This window comes from Pseudomonas fluorescens group sp., assembly GCF_020093335.1.
Lineage (GTDB): Bacteria > Pseudomonadota > Gammaproteobacteria > Pseudomonadales > Pseudomonadaceae > Aquipseudomonas > Aquipseudomonas petroselini.
In genome coordinates, this window is record NZ_JAIOKW010000024.1 from 32,321 (window position 1) to 56,566 (window position 24,246).

At 61.8% G+C, this 24,246-nt stretch carries 17 protein-coding genes; 8 read left to right on the top strand and 9 right to left on the bottom strand.

Annotated features, from left to right (window positions below; translation table 11 throughout):
• Positions 1 to 33: 33 nt before the first annotated feature.
• Complete coding sequence (locus K7431_RS21475; RefSeq protein ID WP_012723947.1) at positions 34 to 2,022, bottom strand: alpha-1,4-glucan--maltose-1-phosphate maltosyltransferase; 1,989 nt, start codon at positions 2,020 to 2,022, stop codon at positions 34 to 36.
• Between the two features lie 205 nt (positions 2,023 to 2,227).
• On the opposite strand from K7431_RS21475, the gene K7431_RS21480 reads away from it, so the two are divergent.
• Entirely contained in the window at positions 2,228 to 2,404 is a 177-nt protein-coding gene (locus K7431_RS21480) for a hypothetical protein (RefSeq protein ID WP_163825743.1), read from the top strand.
• Here K7431_RS21480 and K7431_RS21485 read toward each other — a convergent pair.
• Positions 2,382 to 2,873, bottom strand: coding sequence for an MgtC/SapB family protein (locus K7431_RS21485; protein WP_012723945.1), 492 nt, complete (start codon positions 2,871 to 2,873; stop codon positions 2,382 to 2,384). The genes K7431_RS21480 and K7431_RS21485 overlap by 23 nt on opposite strands.
• A gap of 121 nt (positions 2,874 to 2,994) precedes the next feature.
• Here K7431_RS21485 and K7431_RS21490 point away from each other — a divergent pair, with 121 nt between their 5' ends.
• The 3 genes from K7431_RS21490 (at position 2,995) to mapR (ending at position 6,306) form a co-directional block, all read left to right on the top strand.
• On the top strand, positions 2,995 to 3,234 hold the full coding sequence (locus K7431_RS21490; RefSeq protein WP_012723944.1) for a DUF3203 family protein: 240 nt from the start codon (positions 2,995 to 2,997) through the stop codon (positions 3,232 to 3,234).
• A 185-nt stretch (positions 3,235 to 3,419) separates the two neighbouring features.
• Complete coding sequence (gene ccoG / locus K7431_RS21495) at positions 3,420 to 4,829, top strand: cytochrome c oxidase accessory protein CcoG (RefSeq protein ID WP_012723943.1); 1,410 nt, start codon at positions 3,420 to 3,422, stop codon at positions 4,827 to 4,829.
• A gap of 67 nt (positions 4,830 to 4,896) precedes the next feature.
• Positions 4,897 to 6,306 carry a GntR family transcriptional regulator MpaR gene (mapR, locus tag K7431_RS21500; protein ID WP_012723942.1) on the top strand — a complete coding sequence of 470 codons (1,410 nt, stop codon included), beginning with the start codon at positions 4,897 to 4,899 and terminating at the stop codon, positions 6,304 to 6,306.
• Positions 6,307 to 6,407: 101 nt separating this feature from the next.
• On the opposite strand, the gene K7431_RS21505 is transcribed toward mapR, so the two are convergent.
• The 7 genes from K7431_RS21505 to tpx form a co-directional block, all read right to left on the bottom strand.
• Positions 6,408 to 7,154: an SDR family oxidoreductase gene (locus K7431_RS21505; RefSeq protein ID WP_012723941.1), complete on the bottom strand. Its 747-nt coding sequence runs from the start codon at positions 7,152 to 7,154 to the stop codon at positions 6,408 to 6,410.
• 54 nt (positions 7,155 to 7,208) lie between these two features.
• Entirely contained in the window at positions 7,209 to 9,305 is a 2,097-nt protein-coding gene (locus tag K7431_RS21510) for a putative bifunctional diguanylate cyclase/phosphodiesterase (RefSeq protein WP_012723940.1), read from the bottom strand.
• A gap of 216 nt (positions 9,306 to 9,521) precedes the next feature.
• Entirely contained in the window at positions 9,522 to 10,934 is a 1,413-nt protein-coding gene (locus K7431_RS21515; protein WP_224265944.1) for an efflux transporter outer membrane subunit, read from the bottom strand.
• A 155-nt stretch (positions 10,935 to 11,089) separates the two neighbouring features.
• Positions 11,090 to 14,197 (bottom strand): efflux RND transporter permease subunit, encoded by a 3,108-nt coding sequence (locus K7431_RS21520; protein WP_012723938.1) that lies wholly within the window; start codon positions 14,195 to 14,197, stop codon positions 11,090 to 11,092.
• A complete protein-coding gene (locus K7431_RS21525) occupies positions 14,194 to 17,295 on the bottom strand; it encodes an MdtB/MuxB family multidrug efflux RND transporter permease subunit (protein WP_012723937.1) in 3,102 nt (1,033 codons plus the stop codon). Before K7431_RS21525 ends, K7431_RS21520 begins: the two co-directional genes overlap by 4 nt.
• The gene (locus tag K7431_RS21530) at positions 17,292 to 18,596 is read right to left on the bottom strand and encodes an MdtA/MuxA family multidrug efflux RND transporter periplasmic adaptor subunit (RefSeq protein WP_012723936.1); all 1,305 of its coding nucleotides are present in this window, start codon (positions 18,594 to 18,596) and stop codon (positions 17,292 to 17,294) included. The genes K7431_RS21525 and K7431_RS21530 overlap by 4 nt, the downstream gene beginning before the upstream one ends.
• Before the next feature lie 231 nt (positions 18,597 to 18,827).
• Positions 18,828 to 19,328 (bottom strand): thiol peroxidase, encoded by a 501-nt coding sequence (gene tpx, locus K7431_RS21535; RefSeq protein WP_012723935.1) that lies wholly within the window; start codon positions 19,326 to 19,328, stop codon positions 18,828 to 18,830.
• Positions 19,329 to 19,486: 158 nt separating this feature from the next.
• On the opposite strand from tpx, the gene K7431_RS21540 reads away from it, so the two are divergent.
• From K7431_RS21540 to K7431_RS21555, 4 genes are all read left to right on the top strand, one after another.
• Entirely contained in the window at positions 19,487 to 20,776 is a 1,290-nt protein-coding gene (locus tag K7431_RS21540; protein ID WP_043205267.1) for a glycosyltransferase, read from the top strand.
• A 72-nt stretch (positions 20,777 to 20,848) separates the two neighbouring features.
• Complete coding sequence (locus K7431_RS21545; RefSeq protein ID WP_012723933.1) at positions 20,849 to 21,754, top strand: AraC family transcriptional regulator; 906 nt, start codon at positions 20,849 to 20,851, stop codon at positions 21,752 to 21,754.
• Positions 21,755 to 21,972: 218 nt separating this feature from the next.
• Positions 21,973 to 23,256, top strand: coding sequence for an ABC transporter substrate-binding protein (locus tag K7431_RS21550; protein WP_370636162.1), 1,284 nt, complete (start codon positions 21,973 to 21,975; stop codon positions 23,254 to 23,256).
• A 93-nt stretch (positions 23,257 to 23,349) separates the two neighbouring features.
• Positions 23,350 to 24,240, top strand: coding sequence for a carbohydrate ABC transporter permease (locus K7431_RS21555; protein WP_052308663.1), 891 nt, complete (start codon positions 23,350 to 23,352; stop codon positions 24,238 to 24,240).
• Positions 24,241 to 24,246 lie beyond the last annotated feature (6 nt).

A 24,246-nucleotide genomic window follows, 5' to 3' on the forward strand; every position in this document is an offset into this window, starting at 1 on the left:
GGAAGCTCCTGGAATACGTGAACCGCGCTGGGATTAAGGGGTGGTGATACGCCAGATCCCAAACGGCATCTGCGGCTCCAAACGCGTCCACTGGTGCTTGCCATACCAGGTCCAGCGATGGCCATTCATCAAGTCTTCACCCTGAGTCTCGGCATCGTCCGGCAGGCCCAGCTCCCAGAGTGGCAGCTCGAAGTTGGCCTCTTGGGCGTTATAGGGATCAAGGTTCACCGCCACCAGAATGAAGTTGCTGCCATCCTCGCTGCGCTTGCCGAAATACAGGATGTTGTCATTCCAGGCGTTGTAGAGCTTCAGCCCCAGGTGCGTCTGCAACGCCGGGTTTTGCCGGCGGATGCGGTTGAGCTGAGCGATTTCAGCGATGATATTGCCGGGGGCGGTGAAGTCCCGTGGACGGATCTCGTACTTCTCCGAGTTCAGGTATTCCTCTTTGCCCGGTACCGGCGCCGCTTCGCACAGTTCGAACCCCGAATACATGCCCCACAGGCCCGAGCCCATGGTGGCCAACGCGGCACGGATCAAAAAGCCCGGACGCCCGGATTCATGCAAGAACGGCGGGTTGATGTCCGGCGTGTTGACGAAGAAGTTCGGCCGGTAGCATTCGCGCCAAGGCGACTGGTTCAACTGGGTCAGGTATTCGCTCAACTCGGCCTTGGTATTGCGCCAGGTGAAATAGGTGTAGCTCTGGGAGTAACCGACCTTGCCCAGGCGCGCCATCATCGCCGGCGTGGTAAACGCCTCGGCGAGGAAGATCACCTCGGGGTATTTGGACCGCACATCGCTGATCAACCATTGCCAGAACGGCAGGGGCTTGGTGTGAGGGTTATCGACGCGAAAGGTCTTCACGCCCTCTTCCACCCAACCCACCACGACGTCGCGCAGCTCGGTCCACAGGCCCGGGATGGCGTCCGCCGCATAAAAGTCGACGTTGACGATGTCCTGGTACTTTTTCGGCGGGTTTTCCGCGTATTTGATCGTGCCGTCGGGGCGCCAGTTGAACCAGCCCGGATGCTCCTTGAGCCACGGATGGTCCTGGGAGCACTGGATGGCGAAGTCCAGGGCGATTTCCAGGCCGTGGTCGGCCGCGGCCTGCACCAGGCGGCGGAAGTCATCGCGGCTGCCCAGCTGCGGGTGGATGGCCTCGTGGCCGCCGTCCTCGCTGCCAATTGCGTAGGGGCTGCCCGGATCATCGGGGCCGGCGGTCAGTGAATTGTTCGGGCCTTTACGGTGGCTGCGCCCGATCGGGTGGATCGGCGGGAAGTACAGAACGTCGAAGCCCATGTCATGGATCATCGACAACCGCGAGTGCACGTCATTAAACGTGCCGTGGCGCGCAGGATCGTCGGTGATCGAACGTGGAAACAGCTCGTACCAGCTGGCAAACAGCGCAGCCTCACGCTCAACGTCAATCGGGTAAACGGTGCTGATGCTCAGGTAGGCACGGTGATCGGCCTGCGTCATCAAATGTGCACTGTCTTCGTGCAGGAACTGCGCAACCTGCTCGGTTTCCAGCAGCCCGGAGAGTTCATGATGCAGCAGCATCAGGCGATCGCGCAGCTCGTTGTCACTGCGTTCGGCGGCTTGCAGCACCAGGCTGCGACCTTCCTGCAATTCCAGGCTGACCGGTACGCCGGCCTCGTGTTTCTTGCGCAACTCGTAGCAGAAGCTGGCGAAGGTATCGATCCAGGCTTCAATGCAATATTCATGAGGGCCCTGCTGGGTGACGGTAAACGCGCCTTCCCAGCCATTGTTGCCCACATCGGTCATCACGACGCTGTGCCAGCTTTCATCCTGCAGCGGGCGCCAGCGGATCAGCACGGCGAGCTTGTCATGGCCGTCGGCAAACACTTTGCTGGTGACGTTGACCCGTTGGCCGACCACGGCCTTGACGGCGAATTCGCCGCCGTCAATCACGGGAGTGGTGCTTTCGATGGCGATCCTGGGCAGCAACAGCGCCTGGGACAGCGGCAATATGGACGTGCCTGGAACCTGTGTTTCAGCAGTCATCGAGCATCTTCCCCTTACGCCCTGTGGACGCTCTTTGCTTGATCCGAATTCTTCAGGCGGCCGAGCTCTCCCTGAGCACGGCCGTAATAGGTCCGAACCTGTGCCGTCGATAAAAGTTCAGGTGGATGTGTCGCCATTGAGCGGGGAATCAATTCGCCCGGCCCACTGTCCACCGGTAGAGCAAAGCACAAAGGAGGCCACACCGATGAATATCCCGATCCCGGCTGAAACACCCGACCCGAATATCGACAACCCCACCCTGCCGCCCACCGAGCCCGCACCGATTCCGGAAAAGGAACCGCCGGAGAATGAGCCGCCGCCGGTTGAAGAACCGCCGACGACCATGCCACCGGTGATCGTCAGTCCTTCTCAAAGCGCTTGACGATTTTTGGCATCACGCTGAACACCGCCAAGGCCAGCAACGTACTCAGTACCGCTGTCGATTCCCGGCCCAACCCGGCCGAGACCCCAATCGCAGCGGTCATCCACAAACCGGCTGCGGTGGTCAGGCCTTTGACATGGCCTTCCTCATCATCCTTGCCCTTGATGATGGTACCGGCACCCAGGAAGCCGATCCCGGCAATCACGCCCTGCACCACCCGGCTCATGGCATCCGCCTGATTACCGGACATCTGCGGCACCATCACGAACAGTGCCGCCCCCAAGGCCACCAGCATATGCGTGCGCACCCCGGCGGCCTTGCCCTTGCTCTCGCGTTCAAACCCCAGAATGCCGCCCAGGATCGCGGCAATCAGCAGGCGCACCGTGATCTGGGTGAGCTGCTTCGCGTCACCGATATCGGCGAATTCGGCCTGCAGGGTTTGCCACACTTCATGCCACCAGGCGTCCATGGATGCCGTCCTTTGTCATTGTTGGTAAAGGATGGACAGCAGCGACCGCCAGTCAGTTGCCTGGAACCCCTGCACATCGGTGGCCCCTAACTTTACATAGCTCACGAATAAGGAGAACGGCATGCCCCTACGTATCGAAAACCAGCTGTGTTACTTCATGCTCGATGACAATGGCCAGGAACAGAGCGTGCCGGCGACCCGAGTCAATATCGTGACCGACACTGAAAAATCCATGTCCTACGTCGAATTGGCCGCCGAGCGCATCTACATCACCGAAGCCGAGGCAGACGCCTTGACGGTCGCCGGGGCGCACGATGGCCGCCAGCATGTAAAGGCCGACGAACCTGGTTCGCTGATTTAATTGATCTGTATCAGTTCCCCCCCAGACACTGCTGCACCCCAGGCGCCATGGGGTGCAGCACATTGACGCAGGCCCTTGCGCCCTTGTCATCTGATCCGCTTTTTATCGCCCTACCTGAGTCTGTTATGCACACAGGCCCGCGCGCATAGTTCGTCCGCCTGATGGAGGCTGATGAGCGAACGACCATGAGCGATAGAATCCCCACCGTGGACACCTTTGAGCCCTTGCACCCAAAGAAGGTGAAGGCCAAATCCAGCGACAACCTGATTCATACCCGCAGTTTCACCGGCCTGTTCCGCACCTTGCGCGTGGCCGGTGGAGGCGTTCTGTTCCTGGCGTTTTTCGGCACCGTGTGGCTGAACTGGGGCGGCCGGCAAGCGGTGCTATGGGACTTGGCTGAGAGCAAATTCCACATCTTTGGCGCGACGTTCTGGCCCCAGGACTTCATCCTGCTCTCGGCGCTGCTGATCATCTGCGCGTTCGGCCTGTTTGCGATCACAGTGTTTGCCGGCCGTGTGTGGTGCGGCTACACCTGCCCGCAAAGCGCGTTTACCTGGCTGTTCATGTGGTGCGAAAAAGTCACCGAGGGCGAGCGCAACCAGCGTATCAAGCTGCACGCCGCACCCTGGAGCCTGAACAAACTGGCGCGGCGCTCGGCCAAACACACGTTGTGGCTGGGTATCAGCGTGCTGACAGGGCTGACGTTCGTCGGCTATTTCACGCCGATCCGCCCCCTGGCCGCCGAACTGCTGAGCTGGCAAATGGGCGGCGTCAGCCTGTTCTGGGTGCTGTTTTTCACCGGTGCCACCTACCTCAACGCCGGCTGGCTGCGTGAAGCGGTGTGCATGCACATGTGCCCGTATGCGCGGTTCCAGAGCGTCATGTTCGACAAAGACACCTTGACCATTTCTTACGACGTGGCGCGCGGCGAACACCGTGGCCCGCGCAAGCGTGAAGTCAAACCCGCCGATGTCGGCCTCGGCGATTGCATCGACTGCCAACTGTGCGTGCAGGTGTGCCCCACCGGTATCGACATCCGCGACGGCCTGCAAATGGAGTGCATCGGCTGCGCGGCGTGCATCGACGCCTGCGATTCGATCATGGAGAAAATGGGCTACCCGCGTGGCCTGGTGAGCTACACCAGCGAACATCAATTGCAAGGCGGCAAGACCCACCTGCTAAGGCCACGCCTGATCGGCTACAGTGCCGTACTGCTGGTGATGATCGCGGCGTTGGTGGTGGCGCTGGTGGAACGGCCGATGGTGTCGCTGGACGTGACCAAGGACCGTGGCCTGTTCCGCGAGAACGCTCAGGGCCAGATCGAAAACATCTACAGCCTCAAGGTGATCAACAAGACCCAGCAGCGCCAGGATTACCGCCTGGCGTTGGTGGACGCCGATGGCTTCCAGTTGCAAGGCAAGACGGAAATCAGCCTGGCAGCGGGGGAAATCAGCGATGTGCCGGTGTCGGTGGCGTTGTTGGCGGATAAACCGGCGAGCAGTTCGCAGACCTTGCGCTTCAAGGTCTCGGATGTGGATGAGCCCGGGATCTACAGTGCTGCCGAGAGTCGCTTCGTGGCGCCGCTGAACCGCTGAGGTCTGTCAGGCGAGCCAGCTCCCCCATTTAGCCCTGCGTACAATTTAAGAAAGTGATTAGGCCCCCATGAAACGCTACGAAAAATTCGCCGACGACATCGCTGAACTGATCCGCACCGGCGTGCTTGGCCCCGGCCAGCGGGTGCCTTCGGTGCGCTATGCCAGCCAGACTTACGGCATCAGCCCGTCCACGGTGTTCCAGGCCTACTACCTGCTGGAGCGCCGTGGCCTGATCCGCGCGCGGCCGCGCTCCGGCTACTTCGTCAACACCCATGCGCCCAGCCCGTTTTCCGAGCCGGAGGTGAGCGAACAGGTGCATGAGTCCACCGAGGTGGATGTCAGCGAGCTGGTGTTCTCGGTGCTCGACTCGATCAAAGACCCGAACACCGTGCCTTTCGGTTCGGCGTTCCCCAGCCCGATGTTATTCCCGCTGCCGCGCCTGGCCCGTTCCTTGGCCAGCGCCAGCCGTGAGATGGACCCGCGCCTGGTGGTCACCGACATGTCGCCGGGCAACCCGCAACTGCGTAGGCAAATCGCCCTGCGGTACATGGTCGGGGGCCTGATGCTGCCCATGGAGGAACTGCTGATCACCAATGGCGCGCTGGAGGCCTTGAACCTGTGCCTGCAAGCCGTCACTGAACCCGGTGACCTGGTGGCCATCGAAGCCCCGGCGTTCTATGCCTGCCTGCAAGTACTGGAACGCTTGAAACTCAAGGCGGTGGAAATTCCCGTGCACCCGCGCGATGGCATCGACCTCAACGCCCTGGCACAGACGCTGGAGCGCTATCCGATTAAGGCCTGCTGGACCATGACCAGCTTCCAGAACCCCATGGGCGCGACCCTGCCGGAAGCCAAGAAACAGGCATTGGTGGAGCTGCTGCGGGGCCATCAAGTGCCGCTGATCGAAGACGACGTGTATGCCGAGCTGTATTACGGGCAACAGGCGCCAAAACCGGCCAAGGCCTTCGACACCGAAGGCCTGGTGATGCATTGCGGCTCGTTCGCCAAAAGCCTCGCACCCGGTTACCGGGTGGGCTGGGTCGCGGCCGGGCGCTTTGCGCAGAAGGTCGAACGGCTGAAATTGATGACCTCGTTGTGCCCGTCAATGCCGGCCCAGGCGGCGATTGCCGATTATCTGCAGCACGGTGGCTATGACCGGCACCTGCGCAAATTGCGCTATGCCCTGGAAGAACAGCAAAGCGCCATGCTGGCCGCCATCGCGCGCTACTTCCCGGCGCAGACCCGCGTCAGCCAGCCGGCCGGCGGGTACTTCCTGTGGCTGGAGCTGCCGGAGCAGACGGATTCATTGAAGTTGTTCCAGATGGCGCTGGCGCAAGGCATCAGCATTGCGCCGGGGCCGATCTTCTCGGCGACCCAGCGCTTTCGCAACTGCATTCGCCTGAACTATGGCAGCCCGTGGACCGAGGCGTCGGAAAAGGCCATGGAAACATTGGGGCGGATTGTGCGGTCGTTCTGAGCCAAGGGTCGCCTGCACTGGCGCCATCGCGGGCAAGCCCGGCTCCCACAGGGTACGCATTCCACGTGGGAGACGGGCTTGCCCGCGATAGCGTCAGTCGGTCAACGACCGCCCCCCAGGTCCAAAAACGTTCCGGTGGCATACGAGGCCTTATCCGACAGTAACCAGATAATCGCTTCCGCCACTTCATCCGGGCGCCCGCCTCGGGCCATGGGAATGCCGGACTCAAGCTTGCTGACGCGGTCCGGGTCGCCGCTCAGGGCATGGAAGTCGGTGTAGATATAGCCGGGGCGCACCGCGTTGACGCGAATGCCCTCGCCGGCGACTTCTTTCGACAACCCCAGGGTGAAGGTATCGAGCGCGCCTTTTGACGCCGCATAGTCGACATACTCGCCCGGCGAACCCAGGCGCGCGGCCACCGACGACACGTTGACGATGCTGCCACCCTGCCCGCCATGCTTGGGCGACATGCGCAGCACCGCGTGCTTGGCGCACAGGATCGGCCCGAGCACGTTGGTCTTCATGACTTTCAGGATGCGAAACTCGGACATCTCATCAACGCGGGATTTATGCCCCACCGTGCCGGCATTGTTGACCAGCGCGGTGACCCGGCCCAGTTCGCTGTCGACGCGATTGAACAGCGCGATCACTTCATCCTCGATGCTCACATCCGCCCGCACCGCAATGGCCTGGGCGCCCAACGCACGCACTTGCTCAAGCACGCGGTGAGCCGCTTCTTCGTCGGACTGGTAGTTGATGCAGATGCGATAGCCCTGGTGAGCGGCCAGCAATGCCGTCTCGGCGCCAATCCCACGACTGCCCCCGGTGATGATGAGGACTTTGTCCATGCGTGCGGTCTCCTGATTCAACCTGGTGTTTAGGGTCGGATCCAAGAATACCCGTCACGCACGGCTTTTGTCAGGCGCTACGGCGTTTTCGGCGCGCACGATATCGGCCATGAAAACGTCAGCCGGCAGCGGGTGGCCCAACAGGTAACCTTGCAGGGAGTTACACCCCAGCCGCGTCAGGAAACTCTGCTGCACATCGGTTTCCACGCCTTCGGCAACAATCCGCAACCCCAAGGCCTGGCCAAGGGCAACGATGGCCGAAACGATGGCGGCGTCGTCGCTGTCGTGCTCCAGGTCGCGCACAAAACCGCGGTCGATCTTCAGCTCATTGGCCGGAAGACGCTTGAGGTACATCAGGCTGGAGTAGCCGGTGCCAAAGTCATCGATGGACAAATCGACACCCATGTCCGACAGCTGCTGCAACACGGTCATGCTCGCATCGGCATCGCTCATGGCCGTGGTTTCGGTGATTTCCAGGGTCAGGCTGTTGGCCGGCAACTGGTGACGTTCCAGGGCCGCGGCCACGCTTTTGACCAGCCCGACGTGGCAGAACTGCAACGCGGACAGGTTCACGGCGATGCGCCAGTGTTCGTAACCTTCTGCATACCACAGGCTCATTTGACGACAGGCTTCGTTAAGCACCCATTCGCCGATGGGAATGATCAGCCCGGTCTTTTCCGCCATGTCGATAAACATCGCCGGCAGCAGCAGGCCCTGTTGCGGATGCTCCCAGCGCAGCAGCGCTTCGGCACCCACCGGGATACCGCTGAGCGCATCGAACTTGGGCTGGTAGTACAGGCGGAACTGCTGCTGCTCCACCGCGTTGCGCAAGTCCTGCAACAACTGCAATTGTTTGCGCGCATTGGTGTTCATCGACGCATCAAAGAAGCTGTAGCCGTTCTTGCCCATGCCCTTGGCGTGGTACATCGCGGCGTCGGCGTTCATCAACAGCTCCTGGGGGCTGTTGCCATTGCCGGGGAACATGGCGATGCCGACACTGGCGGAGATCTTCAACTCATGCTCGGCCACCCGGAAGGCGCGGTTGATCAGCACCACCTGGCGTTCGGCGAGGCCGAGGGCATCGTCCGGCTGGGTCAGTTGCACCAGCAACACAAACTCATCGCCGCCGATGCGCGCCAGGGTGTCCTGGCTGCGCAGGTCTTCGCGCAGGCGCACCCCTACTTCGCTCAGCAACTGGTCACCCATATGATGGCCGAAGGCATCGTTGACCGGCTTAAAGCCATCCAGGTCAATAAACATCAGTGCGAAGCAGCCACCCTGCTCCTTCACCGCCTGCATGGCTTGCTGAATACGGTCAGCGAGCAAAGTGCGGTTGGGCAGACCGGTGAGCATGTCGTGCAGGGCCAGGTGGGTCAGCTCTTGGTTGGCTTGGGTCAGGGAGTCGGCAAGCACCGCAGTGCGGGCTTCCAGACGCGCATCGAGCAACGACGTCAGCAAAGCGATGGCCAGCACCGCCAGGGTCGTCACCAGCACCAGATTATCCAGGCCCTTGCCGCTCAGGCCGTTCAGCGCAGCACCGCAGAAACTCTCATCGGCAAACCGTGCCGCCGCCATGCCGGTGTAATGCATGCCGACGATGGCAAAACCCATCACCACCGCCGCCCCACCGCGCGCGAGGCGTACGTACGGGGTATTGCGCCGCAGGTTATAGGCGATCCACAGCGCAGCGCCGGACGCCGCGACCGCGATCAGCAGCGAAGCGCCGAATAAGGCGGGGTCGTAGTCGATACCCGGCGTCATCCGCATCGCGGCCATGCCGGTGTAATGCATGCTGGCAATGCCGGTGCCCATGATCAGCGCGCCCAATGCCAGCTGCCAGGCCGGTAAGCGCGGCTGGCTGACCAGCCACAAGGCAAAGCCGCTGGACAACACCGCAATCAACAACGACAACGCAGTGATGCCTACGTCGAACCCCAGGGCAAACGGCAAACGCAACGCCAGCATGCCGATGAAGTGCATCGACCACACGCCCACGCCCATCGCCATGGCGCCGCCGGTTATCCATAAATAGACACCGCGTCCCTTGGCGGTGGCGATCCGGCCGGAAAGGTCGAGCGCGGTGTAGGAAGCCAGGATCGCGACGAACAGCGAAATCACGACCAGTGAGGGTGAATAACTACCGATGAGCATGGGACTTCTCGTGCGCCACGGGCCTGAGACGCCCGTGCCAAGTGGCAAAGCGGGCGATTGTAGCGAGAATAATTCTTGAGTACTCGATTAATTATCAGAGGGCCATTAGTGGCTTTTTGACGCCAATCGTATGGCTCAGTAACGACTCAAATACCAGGGTTGGCTGAGTTCAAAATGTGGGCGCGCGGTTGCTCCCATATTGGATCGCGTTCATGTTTAATTCTTGTCGGCGATTGGCGTCTGCCCGTCCCAACCACCGCCCAATGCCGCGATCAGTTGCACGCTCGCCACCAGGCGTGTCTGCAGCAAGGTCAGCACCGTGCGTTCGTTGCTCAGGGCGGTGGCTTGTACGGTGACCACGTCCAGGTAGGCAATCAGGCCGGCCTCGTACTGGTTCTGGGTCAGGCGCAGCGACTCGCGTGCGGCCTCCAGCGCTTCGTTGCTGACCACCGCCTCGTCTTCCAGCACCTTGAGTTGCACCATGTAGTTTTCCACTTCGCGGAAACCATCCAGTACGGTCTGGCGGTATTTGGCCACGGTCTCGTCATAGGAGGCCACGGTACGGTCGACTTCCGCCGAACGCTGGCCACCGTCGAACAGGGTCATGGCCAACTTCGGTCCTACCGACCAGAAGCGGTTCGGCAGGCTGATCCAGTCGGCGTAGGTGCTGCTGGAGTAACCACCGGCCAGGCTCAGGCTCAGGTCCGGGTAGTAGGCGGCCTTGGCCACGCCGATATTGGCGTTGGCGGCGATCACTGAGCGTTCGGCCGAGGCGATGTCCGGGCGGCGCTCCAGCAGTTGCGAGGGCAGGCTCACTGGAATCTGCGGCAGCGCCGGGATGTCTTTGCTCACCGCCAGGTTGAAGTTGGCCGGCGCCTCGCCGATCAGCACGGCAATCGCGTTTTCCAGTTGGGCACGCTGCCAGATCAGGTCGATCAGGCTGGCCTGGGTGGTCTTCAGTTGGGTTTGCGCCTGGGCCACCGCATCCTTGCCGGACACACCGGCGCGGTATTGGTTTTCGGTCATTTGCAGGGAGCGCTGGTAGGTCTCCAGGGTGGCTTGCAGCAAACGTGTCTGTTCATCCATGACGCGCAGTTGCAGGTAGCTTTGCACCAGTTCCGACTGCTGGCTCAGGCGCATCGCCGCCAGGTCTGCCGAGCTGGCTTCGGCGCTGGCCTCGTTGGCTTCCAGGCCACGGCGCAGCTTGCCCCAGATGTCCGCCTCCCAGCTCACGCCCAATTGCGCGTTGAGGGTGTCACGGATGCCGCTGCTTGAACTGCTGAGGCTGGCGCTGCTGCTGCCGGTGCCCTGGCTGGCACGGGTTTTCCCGACGCTCAGGTCGACGCTGGGGTAAAACGCCCCGCGGGAGCTGCGCACCAGGGCCTGGGCCTGGCGGAAGCGGGCCTCGGCCTGGGCCACGGTCTGGTTGGAGGTGTTCAGGCGCAGCACCAGGTCATTGAGCTGGCGGTCGCCGTACAATTCCCACCAGGCGCCACGAGCCAGGGAGTCACTTGGGGTAGCCTGGCGCCAGCCCTGGGCTTCCTTGAATTGGGCCGGTTCGATGACGTCAGGACGCTTGTAGTCAGGCCCGATGGCGCAGGCGCTGAGCAACACGCCACACAGCACCATCACCAACAGTTTGGCACCCTTATTGTGGTGAGGGAGCTTGCTCCCGCTGGAGTGCGAAGCGCTCCCCAGCATTTTGGGGGCTGCTGCGCAGCCCAACGGGAGCAAGCTCCCTCTCCACAGGATACCGGTGCCTACGGGGGCGTTGATTGGATCGGTCATAGCGCAGTGTCCAGGGCAGCATCGGTCCGCACGCCGCGCCAGGCGTTGAAGCGATGGCGCGCGCGGTCGAGATAAAGGTAAACCACCGGGGTGGTGTAAAGGGTCAGGACCTGGCTGAACACCAGGCCGCCGATAATGGTCAGGCCCAGGGGGCGACGCATTTCCGCGCCATCGCCCGTGCCCAGCAGCAAAGGCAAGGCGCCGAGGATGGCCGCCAGGGTGGTCATCAGGATCGGGCGCAAACGCAACAGGCAGGCGCTGCGAATCGATTCCAGCGGGCCCAGGCCGTCGTTGCGCTCCAACTGCAACGCCAGGTCGATCATCAGGATCGCGTTCTTCTTCACCACCCCGATCAACAGGAACAGCCCCAACAAGGAAATCAGGCTGAATTCGCCCCCCGTCAGGTAAATCGCGAGCATGGCACCGACCCCCGCCGACGGCAGGGTCGAGAGAATCGTCAGCGGGTGAATGTAGCTTTCATACAGAATGCCCAGCACCAGGTACACCGCCACCAGCGCGCCGAGGATCATGAACGGCTGGCCCTTCTGCGTGGCCGCAAAGGCATCGGCGGTGCCGGCCATCTTGGCGATCACGTCTTCCGGCAACCCGACTTTGGCAATCGCCCGCTCGATGGCGGCCGTGCCCTGCTCCACCGTCACGCCGGGCGCCATGTCGAAGGCAATGTTTTCCGAGGCGAACTGGCCTTCGTGGCTGACGCGGTCATCGGCCAGGCTGTTCTCATAGTGGGCAATGGTCGACAACGGCACCCGTGCACCCGTGGAAGTAATCACCTGCATCTGGTTGAGGGTGATCGGGTCCTGGGCGTACTTGGGATTGACCTCCATCACCACTTGGTACTGGTTGAGGCTGTCGTAAATGGTGGAAATCTGCCGCTGGCTGTAGGCGTTGTTAAGCACCGCCGTGACCATGTCCATGTCGATACCCAGGCGCTTGGCCTGGTCGCGGTCGACAATCAGCGTGACCTGCGCCGCACCCCGGCCTTCGCGGGCGTCGATGGCGGTGAGCTCCGGCAGCTCACGCAAGGCGGCGACCACTTTCGGGTACCACAGGCGCAGTGCCGCGAGATCGCCGCTTTGCAGGATGTAGGAATACTGCGCGCTGGTTTGGTCGCGGCTGCCACCGAATTGCAGGTCCTGGTCGGCCATCAGGAACAGACGACCGCCCGGCACCAGCGGCACGTCCTTGCGCAGACGCTCAATCACCGCCTGGGCGGAAATCTTGCGTTCGCTGATGGGCTTCAGGCGTACCAGCATCACCGCGTTGTTGGTGCCGTTGTTGCCGCCGATAAAGCCGGCCACGCTGAGCACCGCCGGGTCCTTGAGCACCGCCTGGCGAAAGGTCTCCATCTTCGGCTGCATCACGCTGAACGACAGCCCGTCATCACCGCGCACAAAACCGATCAACTGGCCGGTGTCCTGCTGGGGCATGAAGGTTTTCGGCACCACCACGTACAACGCCACGTTCATACCAATGGTCAGCAACAGGCTGAGCAGGGTCAGGCGACGATGGCGCAGCACCCAGTCCAGGCTGGTGGCGTAGCCGGCGACCATACGGTCGTTGATCTTCTGGCTCCAGCGCTGCAAACCGGTCATCCGGTCTTTGACATGCGGCTTGAGCCAGCGCGCGCAGAGCATCGGCGTGAGGGTCAACGAGACGATCAGCGAGACAATGATCGCCGCCGACAAGGTGATGGAAAACTCGCGAAACAGGTTGGTGACAATCCCGCCCATGAACAGGATGGACAGGAACACCGCCACCAGCGACACGTTCATCGACAACAGGGTAAAGCCGACTTCCTCGGCCCCCAGGTACGCCGCTTTCATAGGCGGCACGCCTTCGTCGATGTGCCGGGAAATGTTCTCCAGCACCACGATGGCATCGTCCACCACCAGGCCGGTGGCCAGGATCAGCGCCATCAGCGAGAAGTTGTTCAGCGAGAAACCGTAGAGGTACATGATCGCGAACGTGCCCACCAGCGACACCGGCACCGCCAGGGTCGGGATCAACGAAGCGCGGAAGTTGCCCAGGAACAGGTACACCACCAGGATCACCAGCCCCACCGCGATCAACAGGGTCATCTCGGCTTCGTGCAAGGTGGCGGTGATCACCGGCGAGCGGTCCATCGCCAGGCTGAGCTTGACACTGGACGGCAGCACCGCTTGCAACGCCGGCAGTTGTGCCTTGATCTGGCGGACGGTCTCGATGATGTTGGCACCGGACTGGCGGTTAATCACCAGCAGCACCGCCGAGTCATTGTTGAAGAAGCCGCTGTTGTAGCGGTCTTCCACGCCGTCGCTGATCTTGGCGACATCCCCCAGGCGCAGGGCTGCGCCGTTCTGGTAGCGAATCAGCAGCGGCTCGTAGTCCTTGGCTTTCTCCAACTGGTCGTTGGCCTGGATCTGCCAGTTACGCTGGCTGTCTTCCAGGGAGCCTTTGGGCCGCCGCTGGTTGGCGTTGGCGATGGTGTTGCGTACATCGTCGAGGGCCACGCCGTACTGATCGAGCGCCTTGGGCTCCAGCTCGATGCGCACCGCCGGCAGGGAGCTGCCGCCGATCTGCACTTCGCCTACACCCGGCACCTGGGACAGGCTTTGCGAGAGGATGGTCGAGGCCAGGTCGTACAGCTGGCCTTTCTGCAGCACGTCCGAGGTGAGCGACAGCACCATGATCGGCGCCTGGGACGGGTTGATCTTCTTGTAGGTGGGCATGCTGCGCATACCGCTGGGCAGCAGGTTGCGCGAGGCGTTGATCGCCGCTTGCACCTCCCGCGCCGCGCCGTTGATATCGCGGTCGGAATCAAACGCGAGGATCACCCGGGTGGAACCCTGGCTCGACGAACTGCTCATGGTGGTAATGCCGGCAATCGCGCCAAACGAGCGCTCCAGCGGCGTGGCCACGGTAGACGCCATCACCTCGGGGCTGGCGCCGGGCAAGCTGGCCGACACCACGATCACCGGGAAGTCGATCTGCGGCAGCGGCGACACCGGCAGCAGGTTGAAGCTGACACCGCCCAGCAACATGATCGCCAGGCTCAGCAGCATGGTCGCTACCGGCCGACGGATGAAAGGTCCGGACAGGTTCATGACTCAACCGGCTCCAGGCTTTGCGGCTCTTTGCGCCAGCGGCGGCCGAGACGGTCGAAGTACAGGTAGATCACCGGGGTGGTGAACAACGTCAACACCTGGCTTACCAGCAAGCCGCCGACCATCACCAAACCCAGCGGTTGGCGCAATTCCGCGCCGGAACCGGTGGCCAACATCAAGGGCACCGCACCAAACAGCGCCGCCAGGGTGGTCATCAGGATCGGCCGGAAACGCAGCAGCGCCGCCTGGTAGATGGCGGTCTGCGGGTCGAGGCCCTGGTTGCGTTCGGCGTCGAGGGCGAAGTCGATCATCATGATCGCGTTCTTCTTGACGATACCGATCAGCAGAATGATGCCGATGATCGCGATCATGCCCAGGTCATTGCCACTGAGCAGAAGGGCCAGCAATGCCCCCACCGCCGCCGAAGGCAAGGTCGAGAGAATGGTGATCGGGTGGATATAGCTCTCGTAGAGCACACCAAGCACGATGTACATGGTGACCACCGCCGCCAGGATCAGCAGCAAGGTGCTCGACAGCGACGCCTCGAACGCCTGGGCCGCGCCCTGGAACTGGGTCTGCACGCCCACCGGCATGCCGATGTCTTTCTGGGTCTGGTTGATCAGCTCCACGCCTTTGCCCAGCGCAACGCCGGGGGCCAGGTTGAACGACATCATCACCGCCGGGAACTGGCCGATGTGCGCAATCGCCAACTGGGCCTGGCGCTGTTCCACGTGGGCCAGGCTGGACAAGCGCACCTGGCCGCCGTCGGTGGTCTTCACATGGATCTGGTTCAGCGCCTCGGGCCCCAGGGTTTCGCCGGATTGGGCCTGCAATACCACGCGGTACTGGCTGGCCTGGGTGTAGATGGTGGAAATCTGCCGCTGGCCGAAGGCGTCATACAGCGCGTCGGTGATGGTCGATACGCTCACGCCCAGCCGCGAGGCGGCATCGCGGTCGATCACCAAATACACCTGCAGGCCCTTGTCCTGCAGATCGCTGGCCACGTCGGTGAGTTCGGGCAACTGGCTCAACGCGTGGACCAGCTTGTCGCTCCACAGCGCCAGCAGCTCGGCATCCGGCGAGGACATGCTGAATTGGTACTGGGTGCGGCTGACGCGGTCTTCGATGGTCAGGTCCTGCACCGGCTGCATGAACAGGCGGATGCCCACCAGCTTGTCGATTTCCGGCTGCAGGCGGGTGATCACCTGGGCTGCGCTCAGGTCACGCTGGCCGTGGGCCTTGAGGTTGATCAGCAAGCGCCCGCTATTGAGGGTGGCGTTATCGCCATCCACGCCAATATAGGACGACAGGCTTTCCACCGCCGGGTCGGCCAGGATGATCTTGGCCAACTGTTGCTGGCGCTGGCTCATGGCCGCGAACGAAATCGACTGCGGCGCTTCGGAAATGCCCTGGATCACCCCGGTGTCCTGCACCGGGAAGAAGCCCTTGGGCACCACCAGGTAAAGGCATACGGTCAGGCCCAGCGTGGCAATGGCAACCAGCAGGGTCAGCGGCTGGTGCTTGAGCACCCACTGCAACATGCTCCCGTAACGCGCGATCAGCCAATCGATCCAGGCGCCGCTGGCCTTGTAGAAGCGGCTCTGCTCCTCGATCTTGGGTTCACGCTTGAGCAACCGCGCGCACATCATCGGCGTGAGGGTCAGGGACACCACCAGGGAGATCAGGATCGCCACCGCCAGGGTGATGGCGAATTCGCGGAACAGCCGCCCCACGACGTCAGCCATGAACAACAGCGGGATCAGCACCGCGATCAGCGACAGCGTCAGGGAAATCAGGGTGAAGCCGATCTGCTTGGCGCCCTTGAGCGCGGCGGCCAGCGGCGTTTCGCCTTCTTCGATGTAACGGGAGATGTTCTCCAGCATCACGATGGCGTCGTCCACCACAAAGCCGGTAGCGATGGTCAGGGCCATCAGCGTCAGGTTATTGATGGAGAAACCCGCCAGGTACATCACGCCAAAGGTGCCCACCAGCGACAGCGGCACGGCAATCGAGGGAATGATCGTTGCGCTGACCCGACGCAGGAACAGGAAAGTCACCATCACCACCAGGGCAATGGCGATGAGCAATTCGTGCTGCACGTCTTTTACCGAGGCGCGGATGGTCTGGGTGCGGTCGGTGAGCACCGTCACGTCGAGGCCGGCCGGCAAGTTGTCGGTGATACTCGGCAGCAATGCCTTGATACGGTCCACCACCTCGATCACGTTGGCCCCCGGCTGACGCTGGATATTCAGCAGCACGGCCTGGTTTTCGTTGGCCCAGGCAGCGAGGCGTTCGTTTTCGGCACCGTCGACGATCTGTGCCACGTCTTTAAGGCGCAGCGGCGCGCCATTGTTGTAGGCCAGGATCAATTCGGCGTATTGCTGGGGCGACACCAACTGGTCGTTGGCGTCGAGCATCGACACCCGCGTCGGGCCGTCGAAGTTGCCCTTGGGCTGGTTGACGTTGGAGGCGGCAATCAGGGTGCGCACGTCCGACAGGTTCAGGCCGTTGGCCGCCAGGGCCTCGGGGTTGACCTTGATGCGCACGGCCTGGCGCTGGCCGCCGGCGATGCTGACCATGCCGACGCCGCTGATCTGCGCGATTTTCTGCGCCATGCGCGTATCGACCAGGTCATTGAGCTTGGGCAGCAGCATGGTATTGGAGGTGATTGCCAAGGTCAGCACCGGGGTGTCCGCCGGGTTGACCTTGTTGTACACCGGCGGCGCCGGCAGGTCCTTGGGCAGCAGGTTGGTGGCAGCGTTGATCGCAGCCTGCACCTGCTGCTCGGCGACATCCATATTGATGTCGAGGTTGAAACGCAGGGTCAGCACCGACGCGCCGCCGGAGCTGGTGGACGCCATCTGCGTGAGGCCAGGCATTTGCCCGAATTGGCGTTCCAGCGGCGCGGTGACCGCACTGGTCATCACATCCGGGCTGGCGCCGGGGTACAGGGTCATCACCCGGATGGTCGGGTAATCCACCTGGGGCAAGGCCGATACCGGCAGCAAGCGGTACGAAATGATGCCGGCCAGGACAATGGCCAGCATGCTCAGCGTGGTGGCGACCGGGCGAAGGATAAACAGCCGCGACAGGTTCATGAACCGACCTTTTGCGCCTTGCCGGCGGTGCTGCCGGTCTCCCCTTTAGCCGCAGGCTTGCCTTGCAGGTGTTCGGTCGGGGTGGTCGGCACTTCGCTGCTGTCGTTGACCACTTCGATCTCGCTGCCGTCCTTGAGGCGGTCGGTGCCTTCCAGCACCACCCGATCGCCAGCCTTGAGGCCCTCTTTGATCACGGTGTTGTCGCCGTCGGTGTCTCCCACCACCAGCGGTTGCACCTTGACCTTCTTGTCACCGTCGAGCACGTAGACGAAGGTGCCGGTGTTGCCGAACTGGATCGCCGCCGAGGGTGCCAGCACCACGTCATGCAGGGTGTCGGCCAGCAGGTGCACATTGACGAACTGGTTGGGGAACAGCGCCTGGTCCTTGTTATCGAAACGGGCCTTGAATTTCAGGGTGCCGGTGGTGACGTCGATCTGGTTGTCCAGGCTCTGCAGCACGCCAGTGGCCTGTTTTTTCACGTCGCCACGGTCCCAGGCTTCCACGGGCAGCTTATTGCCGGCGTGGTAGCGGGCGAGCACGGTTTCCAGGGTGTTCTCCGGCAGGGTGAAGGCCACGCTGATCGGCTGGGTCTGGGTGATCACCGCGAGGAAGGTGGTGTCGTTGGCCGCCACCAGGTTGCCGACGTCCACCTGGCGCAGGCCCACACGGCCACTGATCGGTGCGCGGATCTTGGTGAATTCGAGGTTGAGCTTGGCGTCATCCACCGCGCCCTGGTTGGTCTTGACCGTGCCCTGGTATTGCAGCACCAGCGCTTCGGCGGTGTCGAGGGTCTGCTTGGCGATACTGTCCTGGGCGTACAGGTCGCGATAACGCTGGACATCGACCTGGGCGTTTTTCAGCTGGGCCTGGTTCTGCATCAACGTGCCCTGGGCCTGGAGCAGAGCATTCTGGTAGCTGCGCGGGTCGATCTCGGCGAGCAGGTCGCCGGCCTTGACCATCTGGCCTTCTTCAAAGGCGATCTTCACCAGCTCGCCGCCCACCCGGCTGCGCACATTGATGGTGTTGAGCGCGGTGACCGTGCCCAGTGCCTTGTAGTAGACCGGAAACTCCCCCAGCACCGCCGGTGCCACGCGCACCGGCACCGGGCCGGTGGAGCCACCGAAACCCGGGCGCATCATCCCCGACTTGCCGGCATGCCCGGCGGGCTTCTGCTCGGCACCCTCCTTGTGGCTGCCGGGCCAGAATTTCCAGCACAGGCCGGCGATAACCAGCAGCACGAGCAGGCCAAACAGCCAGCGGCGGGACTTACGGGGGGAGGATTGCATGGATTGATCAACCATTGGGCGCGAGAGCTTCTTCTTTGGGAGGCTGAAAGATAAGCACTGGGGCGCATTAAGAAAAGCGCCTTTACCGGCTATTTACCTTGGGCTTACAACTTTTAACTTCTGGGCTTAGTCCGTTCGCTATTTCGCTAAGCCCCTGAGGCACAAATAAAAACGGCCTGGACTAGGCCAGGCCGCAATTATGCAGCAAGCGTGTTACTGCAAAACGGCAGTAACGTACCGAAACAGTTACTTCAAAACAGCCAGGGCTGCTTCGTAGTTCGGCTCCTGGCCGATTTCGCTGACCAGTTCGCTGTGCAGCACGTTGTTGTTTTCGTCCAATACCACGACGGCACGGGCGGTCAGGCCTTGCAATGGGCCGTCGGCGAGAGACACACCGTAGTCAACAGCGAAGTCGGCGTTGCGGAAGTCCGACAGGCTCAGCACGTTGTCCAGGCCTTCGGTGCCGCAGAAACGCTTCTGGGCGAACGGCAGGTCAGACGAGATGCACAGCACGACAGTGTTGCTCACGTCGTTGGCCTGGGCGTTGAACTTGCGCACCGAGGTGGCGCAGGTCGGGGTATCAACGCTTGGGAAGATGTTCAGTACTTTGCGCTTACCGGCGAACGTTTCCAGGGAAGCTTCCGACAGGTCGACAGCGACAAGGCTGAACTCAGGGGCGGTGGAACCGGTTTTCGGCAGTTCGCCTTCAACCTGGACGGGGTTACCACGAAGAGTGACTTGGGCCATGAACAGAATCCTTATGCTGGGTTTGATAAAACGAATTCGAGAAGCGGAAGTTAACCACAAAGTGCGATGGCTACCTACCGCTAGACATAAATTGTCATGTCGCCGGTTATGGTTTAATTGCGCGCCTTCCGCCCTGCCCTTCAAGGAACCTGTTGTTGATGAATCAGCCTGCCACCAAAGTCCTGGTCATTGGTTATGTCTGGCCGGAACCACGTTCCTCGGCCGCAGGCGGGCATATGATGCAAATTCTTGAAAGTTTTCTTAAGCAAGGTTGGGACATCACCTTCAGCAGCCCCGCAACCCTCGGCGAGCACAAGGCCGATTTGCCTGCGCTGGGCATCGCCGAATGCGCCATCGCGCTCAATAACAGCAGTTTCGATGATTTTATCCGCGAACTGGCCCCGGATATCGTACTGTTCGACCGCTTCATGATGGAAGAACAGTTCGGTTGGCGCGTCGAGAAATGTTGCCCCGACGCCCTGCGCGTATTGGAAACCTCCGACCTGCAAAGCCTGCGCGATGCACGTCACCAGCGCTTCAAGGATCACCTGAAGGCCCACCCCGACAGCGACGACTTCAGCGCGCTATTTTCCCCGGCGTTGCAGGAGGAATTCCACTTGATGGCCGAATCCGACCTGGCCAAGCGCGAAATCGCCGCGATTTACCGTTGCGACATCAGCCTGATGATCTCCGACGTGGAAATCCGCCTGCTCACCGAGCACTTCAAGGTCCCGGCCGCCCTGCTCCACTGGTGCCCGCTGATGCTGGAACCGCCGACCGCAGCCTTCGCGCCGTTTGAAGAGCGTGCGCACTTTCTCAGCATCGGCAACTTCCGCCACGCGCCCAACTGGGACGCGGTGCTGTGGATGAAAAACAGCCTGTGGCCGCTGATCCGCCAGCAATTGCCGGGGGCGCAGTTGCACATCTATGGCGCCTACACCCCGCCCAAGGCCACGGCCTTACACAACCCGACGCAGGGTTTTCATGTGATGAACTGGGCCGAAGACGCCTTGCAGGTGATGACTGCCGCGCGTATCTGCCTGGCGCCCCTGCGTTTCGGCGCCGGCATCAAGGGCAAGCTGGCGGATGCGATGCTCTGCGGCACACCGAATATCACCACGCCCATCGGCGCCGAGGCCATGGGTGATGAACAGCCATGGCCGGGCGTGATCGAACACAGCGCGCCGGCCCTCGCCGCCGCTGCCGTAGCGCTTTACCAGGACCGCGAGCGCTGGAACCAGGCCCAGGAAGACGGGCGCCAACTGCTGGGCCGCCGCTACGACCAGGCTGTTCACGGACCGGCGCTGGTGGCGTGCCTGGAACACTGCCGTCGCCACCTCGCAGACCACCGTCGCGACAACTTCACCGGCAGCATGCTGCGCCACCACGCGCATAAAAGTACGCAGTACATGTCCCAGTGGATCGAGGCGAAAAACCGTTTGGTATAAACAGCGGCGCTGGCGAGGTCGCGCGCGAGGGGGCATTATCCTACGCAGCAACCACAATAAAGCGACGGCAGCATGACCCGAGCAACGCGCATCACCGACCCTTCCTACGAGCTGATGGACGACCACAACGGCCTGTCCATCATCTATCGCCAGCACGGTTTCCCCTGCCCGCTGGTGCGCTGGCACTTTCACAAGGAATACGAGCTGCACCTGATCGTCGCCAGTTCCGGCAAGGTGTTCATCGGCGACTATATCGGTAACTTCTACCCGGAAAGCCTGTTCCTCACCGGTCCCAACCTGCCCCACAACTGGATCAGCCAGGTGGAGGAAGACGAGGTGGTGCCCAAGCGCGACATGCTGGTGAACTTCACCGATGAGCTGTTCGAGCAAGGCAGCCACATCTTCGCCGAACTCAAGAGCCTGGCGCCGTTGCTGGAGCGCGCGCAATACGGCATCGAGTTCCGCTGCAAGAAGACCATCGCCCAGGCCATGACCCTGATGCAGCGCATCGAAGACGCCCAGGGCATGGCGCGCCTGGGGCACTTCTTTATCCTGCTGGAAGTGCTGAGTGCGTGTGAGGACTACCAGTTGCTTTCAGGGGTGACGACACCGCAGTTGGCAGACGAGCACAGTATCGACCGCACCAACCGCGCGGTGGACTACATCTTTGCCCACTACGCGCGTGAGCTGTCCCTTGAAGAGGTTGCGGAATACCTGGGGATGAAGCCCACCTATTTCTCACGGGTGTTTAAACAGGCCACCGGGCGCACGTTTATCGAATTCGTCAATCGGCTGCGCATCAGCAAGTCGTGTGAGCTGTTGGCCGATGGTGATAAAGCCGTGACCGATGTGTGCTTTGAATCGGGCTTCAACAACATCTCCAACTTCAACCGGCGTTTTCAACAGCTTAAAGGCATGACCCCTTCCCACTACCGGCGCCTGGCGGTGCAGCGCTTGACCGAGCAGAACTTGGCTTAATGGTTTCAGCTGCTGTGTGAACGAGTGCAAAAAAGTATCAGTCCCAGTGCGCCCAAGGATTTGTCATAACCCCATTTGAAGGCTGTAATCAACGCACACTCTTCCTGACGACCTGTAGGAAGACACAACAACAATAACTGTCCTTCTGTAGCCCCCTGGGCGCGGAAATGGAGTGCGCGATGAAGTTCACAGCAAAAGCACTGCTTGTCTCTACCTGCATGACCACCTGCATGACCCTCAGCGCCGTCAGCTTTGGCGCGCAGACCCTGACCATTGCCACCGTCAACAACAGCGACATGATCCGCATGCAAAAGCTCTCGAAAACCTTCGAGGCTGAGCATCCGGAGATCAAGCTGAACTGGGTGGTGCTCGAAGAAAACGTGTTGCGCCAGCGCCTGACCACCGACATCGCTACCCAGGGCGGGCAGTTCGATGTATTGACCATCGGCATGTACGAAGCAGCACTCTGGGGCGCCAAAGGTTGGCTGGAGCCGATGAAGGACCTGCCTGCGTCCTACGACCTCGACGATGTATTCCCTTCGGTGCGTGACGGTTTGTCAGTCAAGGGTTCGCTGTACGCCCTGCCGTTCTACGCCGAAAGCTCGATCACCTACTACCGCACCGACCTGTTCAAGGACGCCGGGCTGACCATGCCCGAGCACCCGACCTGGACTCAGATCGGCGAATTCGCGTCCAAACTCACCGACAAGAGCAAAGAGCAATACGGCCTGTGCCTGCGCGGCAAAGCCGGTTGGGGTGAGAACATGGCGCTGATCACCACCCTGGCCAACGGCTACGGTGCGCGCTGGTTCGATGAAAAGTGGCAACCTGAATTCAGCGGCCCTGAATGGAAGGACGCGCTGAACTTCTACGTCGACAACATGAAGAAATCCGGCCCGCCGGGGGCTTCCAGCAACGGTTTCAACGAAAACCTGGCGCTGTTCAACAGCGGCAAGTGCGCCATCTGGGTCGATGCCAGCGTGGCCGGCTCGTTCGTCACCGACAAGACCCAGAGCAAAGTGGCTGACCATGTTGGCTTTACCTTTGCCCCTCACGAGAAGACCGACAAAGGAACCTCGTGGCTGTACTCCTGGAGCCTGGCAATTCCGACCAGTTCCAAAGCCAAGGACGCCGCCAAGGTGTTCACCAGTTGGGCCACTTCCAAGGAATATGGCGCCTTGGCCGCCAAGACCGACGGCGTTGCCAACGTTCCGCCAGGCACGCGCAAGTCGACCTACAGCGACGAGTACATGAAGGCCGCGCCGTTTGCCAAGGTGACCCTCGAATCGCTGAAAGTCGCGGACCCGACCAAGCCGACGCTCAAGCCGGTGCCGTATATCGGTATCCAGTTGGTGACCATTCCTGAATTCCAGGCCATTGGTACTCAGGTCGGCAAGTTCTTCTCCGGCGCGCTGACCGGCCAGCAGACGGTGGACCAAGCCTTGGCCGCCGCGCAGACCACCACCGAGCGTGAAATGAAGCGGGCGGGTTACCCCAAATAACCCAGACCCACCCACAGTCAAATGTGGGAGGGGGCTTGCCCCCTCCCACACTGACCGCACTCCGATTCTTGCTCTGTACCGGTCGTGAATACCATGAATACACCCGCCAAAAACCGCCTGGCCAACCCCGGCTGGTTCCTCGTCAGCCCCTCGGTGGCCTTGCTGCTGCTGTGGATGATCGTGCCCCTGGGCATGACCCTGTACTTCTCGCTGATTCGCTACAACCTGCTCTACCCCGGTGAAGACCAATTCGTGGGGCTGGAGAACTTCACCTACTTCGTCACCGACTCGGGCTTCCTGCCCGGCGCCACCAATACCCTGTTGCTGGTGGGCAGCGTGCTGCTGATCAGTGTGGTGTTCGGCGTGTTGATCAGCGCCCTGCTGGAGGCCAGTGAGTTCTTCGGTCGCGGCCTGGTGCGGGTGTTGTTGATCTCGCCGTTCTTCATCATGCCCACCGTCGGCGCGCTGATCTGGAAGAACCTGATTTTCCACCCGGTGTCGGGGATTCTCGCCGCCGTGTGGAAGTTCTTCGGCGCAGAGCCCGTGGACTGGCTGGCACACTACCCGCTGCTGTCGATCATCATCATTGTGTCGTGGCAATGGCTGCCCTTTGCGATCCTGCTGTTGATGACCGCCATGCAGTCCCTCGACCAGGAACAAAAGGAAGCCGCGCGCCTGGACGGTGCCGGCGCCATCGCGATCTTCTGGCACCTGACCCTGCCCCACCTGGCCCGCCCGATTGCCGTGGTGGTGATGATCGAGACGATCTTCCTGCTCTCGGTGTTCGCCGAAATCTTCACCACCACCAACGGTGGCCCCGGTTACGCCTCGACCAACCTCGCCTACCTGATCTACAACCAGGCGCTGGTGCAGTTCGACGTGGGCATGGCCTCGGCCGGCGGCTTGATTGCCGTGGTCATCGCCAATATCGCGGCGATCATCCTGGTGCGGATGATCGGCAAAAACCTGACTGACAAGCCTTGAGGGCCG

Bases quoted from the DNA above. Each gene is read 5' to 3' on its own strand.
- ccoG (WP_012723943.1), top strand. From the start codon at position 3,420: ATGAGCGATAGAATCCCCACCGTGGACACCTTTGAGCCCTTGCACCCA.
- K7431_RS21485 (WP_012723945.1), bottom strand. From the start codon at position 2,873: ATGGACGCCTGGTGGCATGAAGTGTGGCAAACCCTGCAGGCCGAATTC.
- K7431_RS21475 (WP_012723947.1), bottom strand. From the start codon at position 2,022: ATGACTGCTGAAACACAGGTTCCAGGCACGTCCATATTGCCGCTGTCC.
- K7431_RS21520 (WP_012723938.1), bottom strand. From the start codon at position 14,197: ATGAACCTGTCCGGACCTTTCATCCGTCGGCCGGTAGCGACCATGCTG.
- K7431_RS21515 (WP_224265944.1), bottom strand. From the start codon at position 10,934: ATGGTGCTGTGTGGCGTGTTGCTCAGCGCCTGCGCCATCGGGCCTGAC.
- K7431_RS21505 (WP_012723941.1), bottom strand. From the start codon at position 7,154: ATGGACAAAGTCCTCATCATCACCGGGGGCAGTCGTGGGATTGGCGCC.
- mapR (WP_012723942.1), top strand. From the start codon at position 4,897: ATGAAACGCTACGAAAAATTCGCCGACGACATCGCTGAACTGATCCGC.
- K7431_RS21555 (WP_052308663.1), top strand. From the start codon at position 23,350: ATGAATACACCCGCCAAAAACCGCCTGGCCAACCCCGGCTGGTTCCTC.
- tpx (WP_012723935.1), bottom strand. From the start codon at position 19,328: ATGGCCCAAGTCACTCTTCGTGGTAACCCCGTCCAGGTTGAAGGCGAA.
- K7431_RS21540 (WP_043205267.1), top strand. From the start codon at position 19,487: ATGAATCAGCCTGCCACCAAAGTCCTGGTCATTGGTTATGTCTGGCCG.
- K7431_RS21510 (WP_012723940.1), bottom strand. From the start codon at position 9,305: ATGCTCATCGGTAGTTATTCACCCTCACTGGTCGTGATTTCGCTGTTC.
- K7431_RS21530 (WP_012723936.1), bottom strand. From the start codon at position 18,596: ATGGTTGATCAATCCATGCAATCCTCCCCCCGTAAGTCCCGCCGCTGG.
- K7431_RS21490 (WP_012723944.1), top strand. From the start codon at position 2,995: ATGCCCCTACGTATCGAAAACCAGCTGTGTTACTTCATGCTCGATGAC.
- K7431_RS21525 (WP_012723937.1), bottom strand. From the start codon at position 17,295: ATGAACCTGTCGCGGCTGTTTATCCTTCGCCCGGTCGCCACCACGCTG.
- K7431_RS21545 (WP_012723933.1), top strand. From the start codon at position 20,849: ATGACCCGAGCAACGCGCATCACCGACCCTTCCTACGAGCTGATGGAC.
- K7431_RS21480 (WP_163825743.1), top strand. From the start codon at position 2,228: ATGAATATCCCGATCCCGGCTGAAACACCCGACCCGAATATCGACAAC.
- K7431_RS21550 (WP_370636162.1), top strand. From the start codon at position 21,973: ATGACCACCTGCATGACCCTCAGCGCCGTCAGCTTTGGCGCGCAGACC.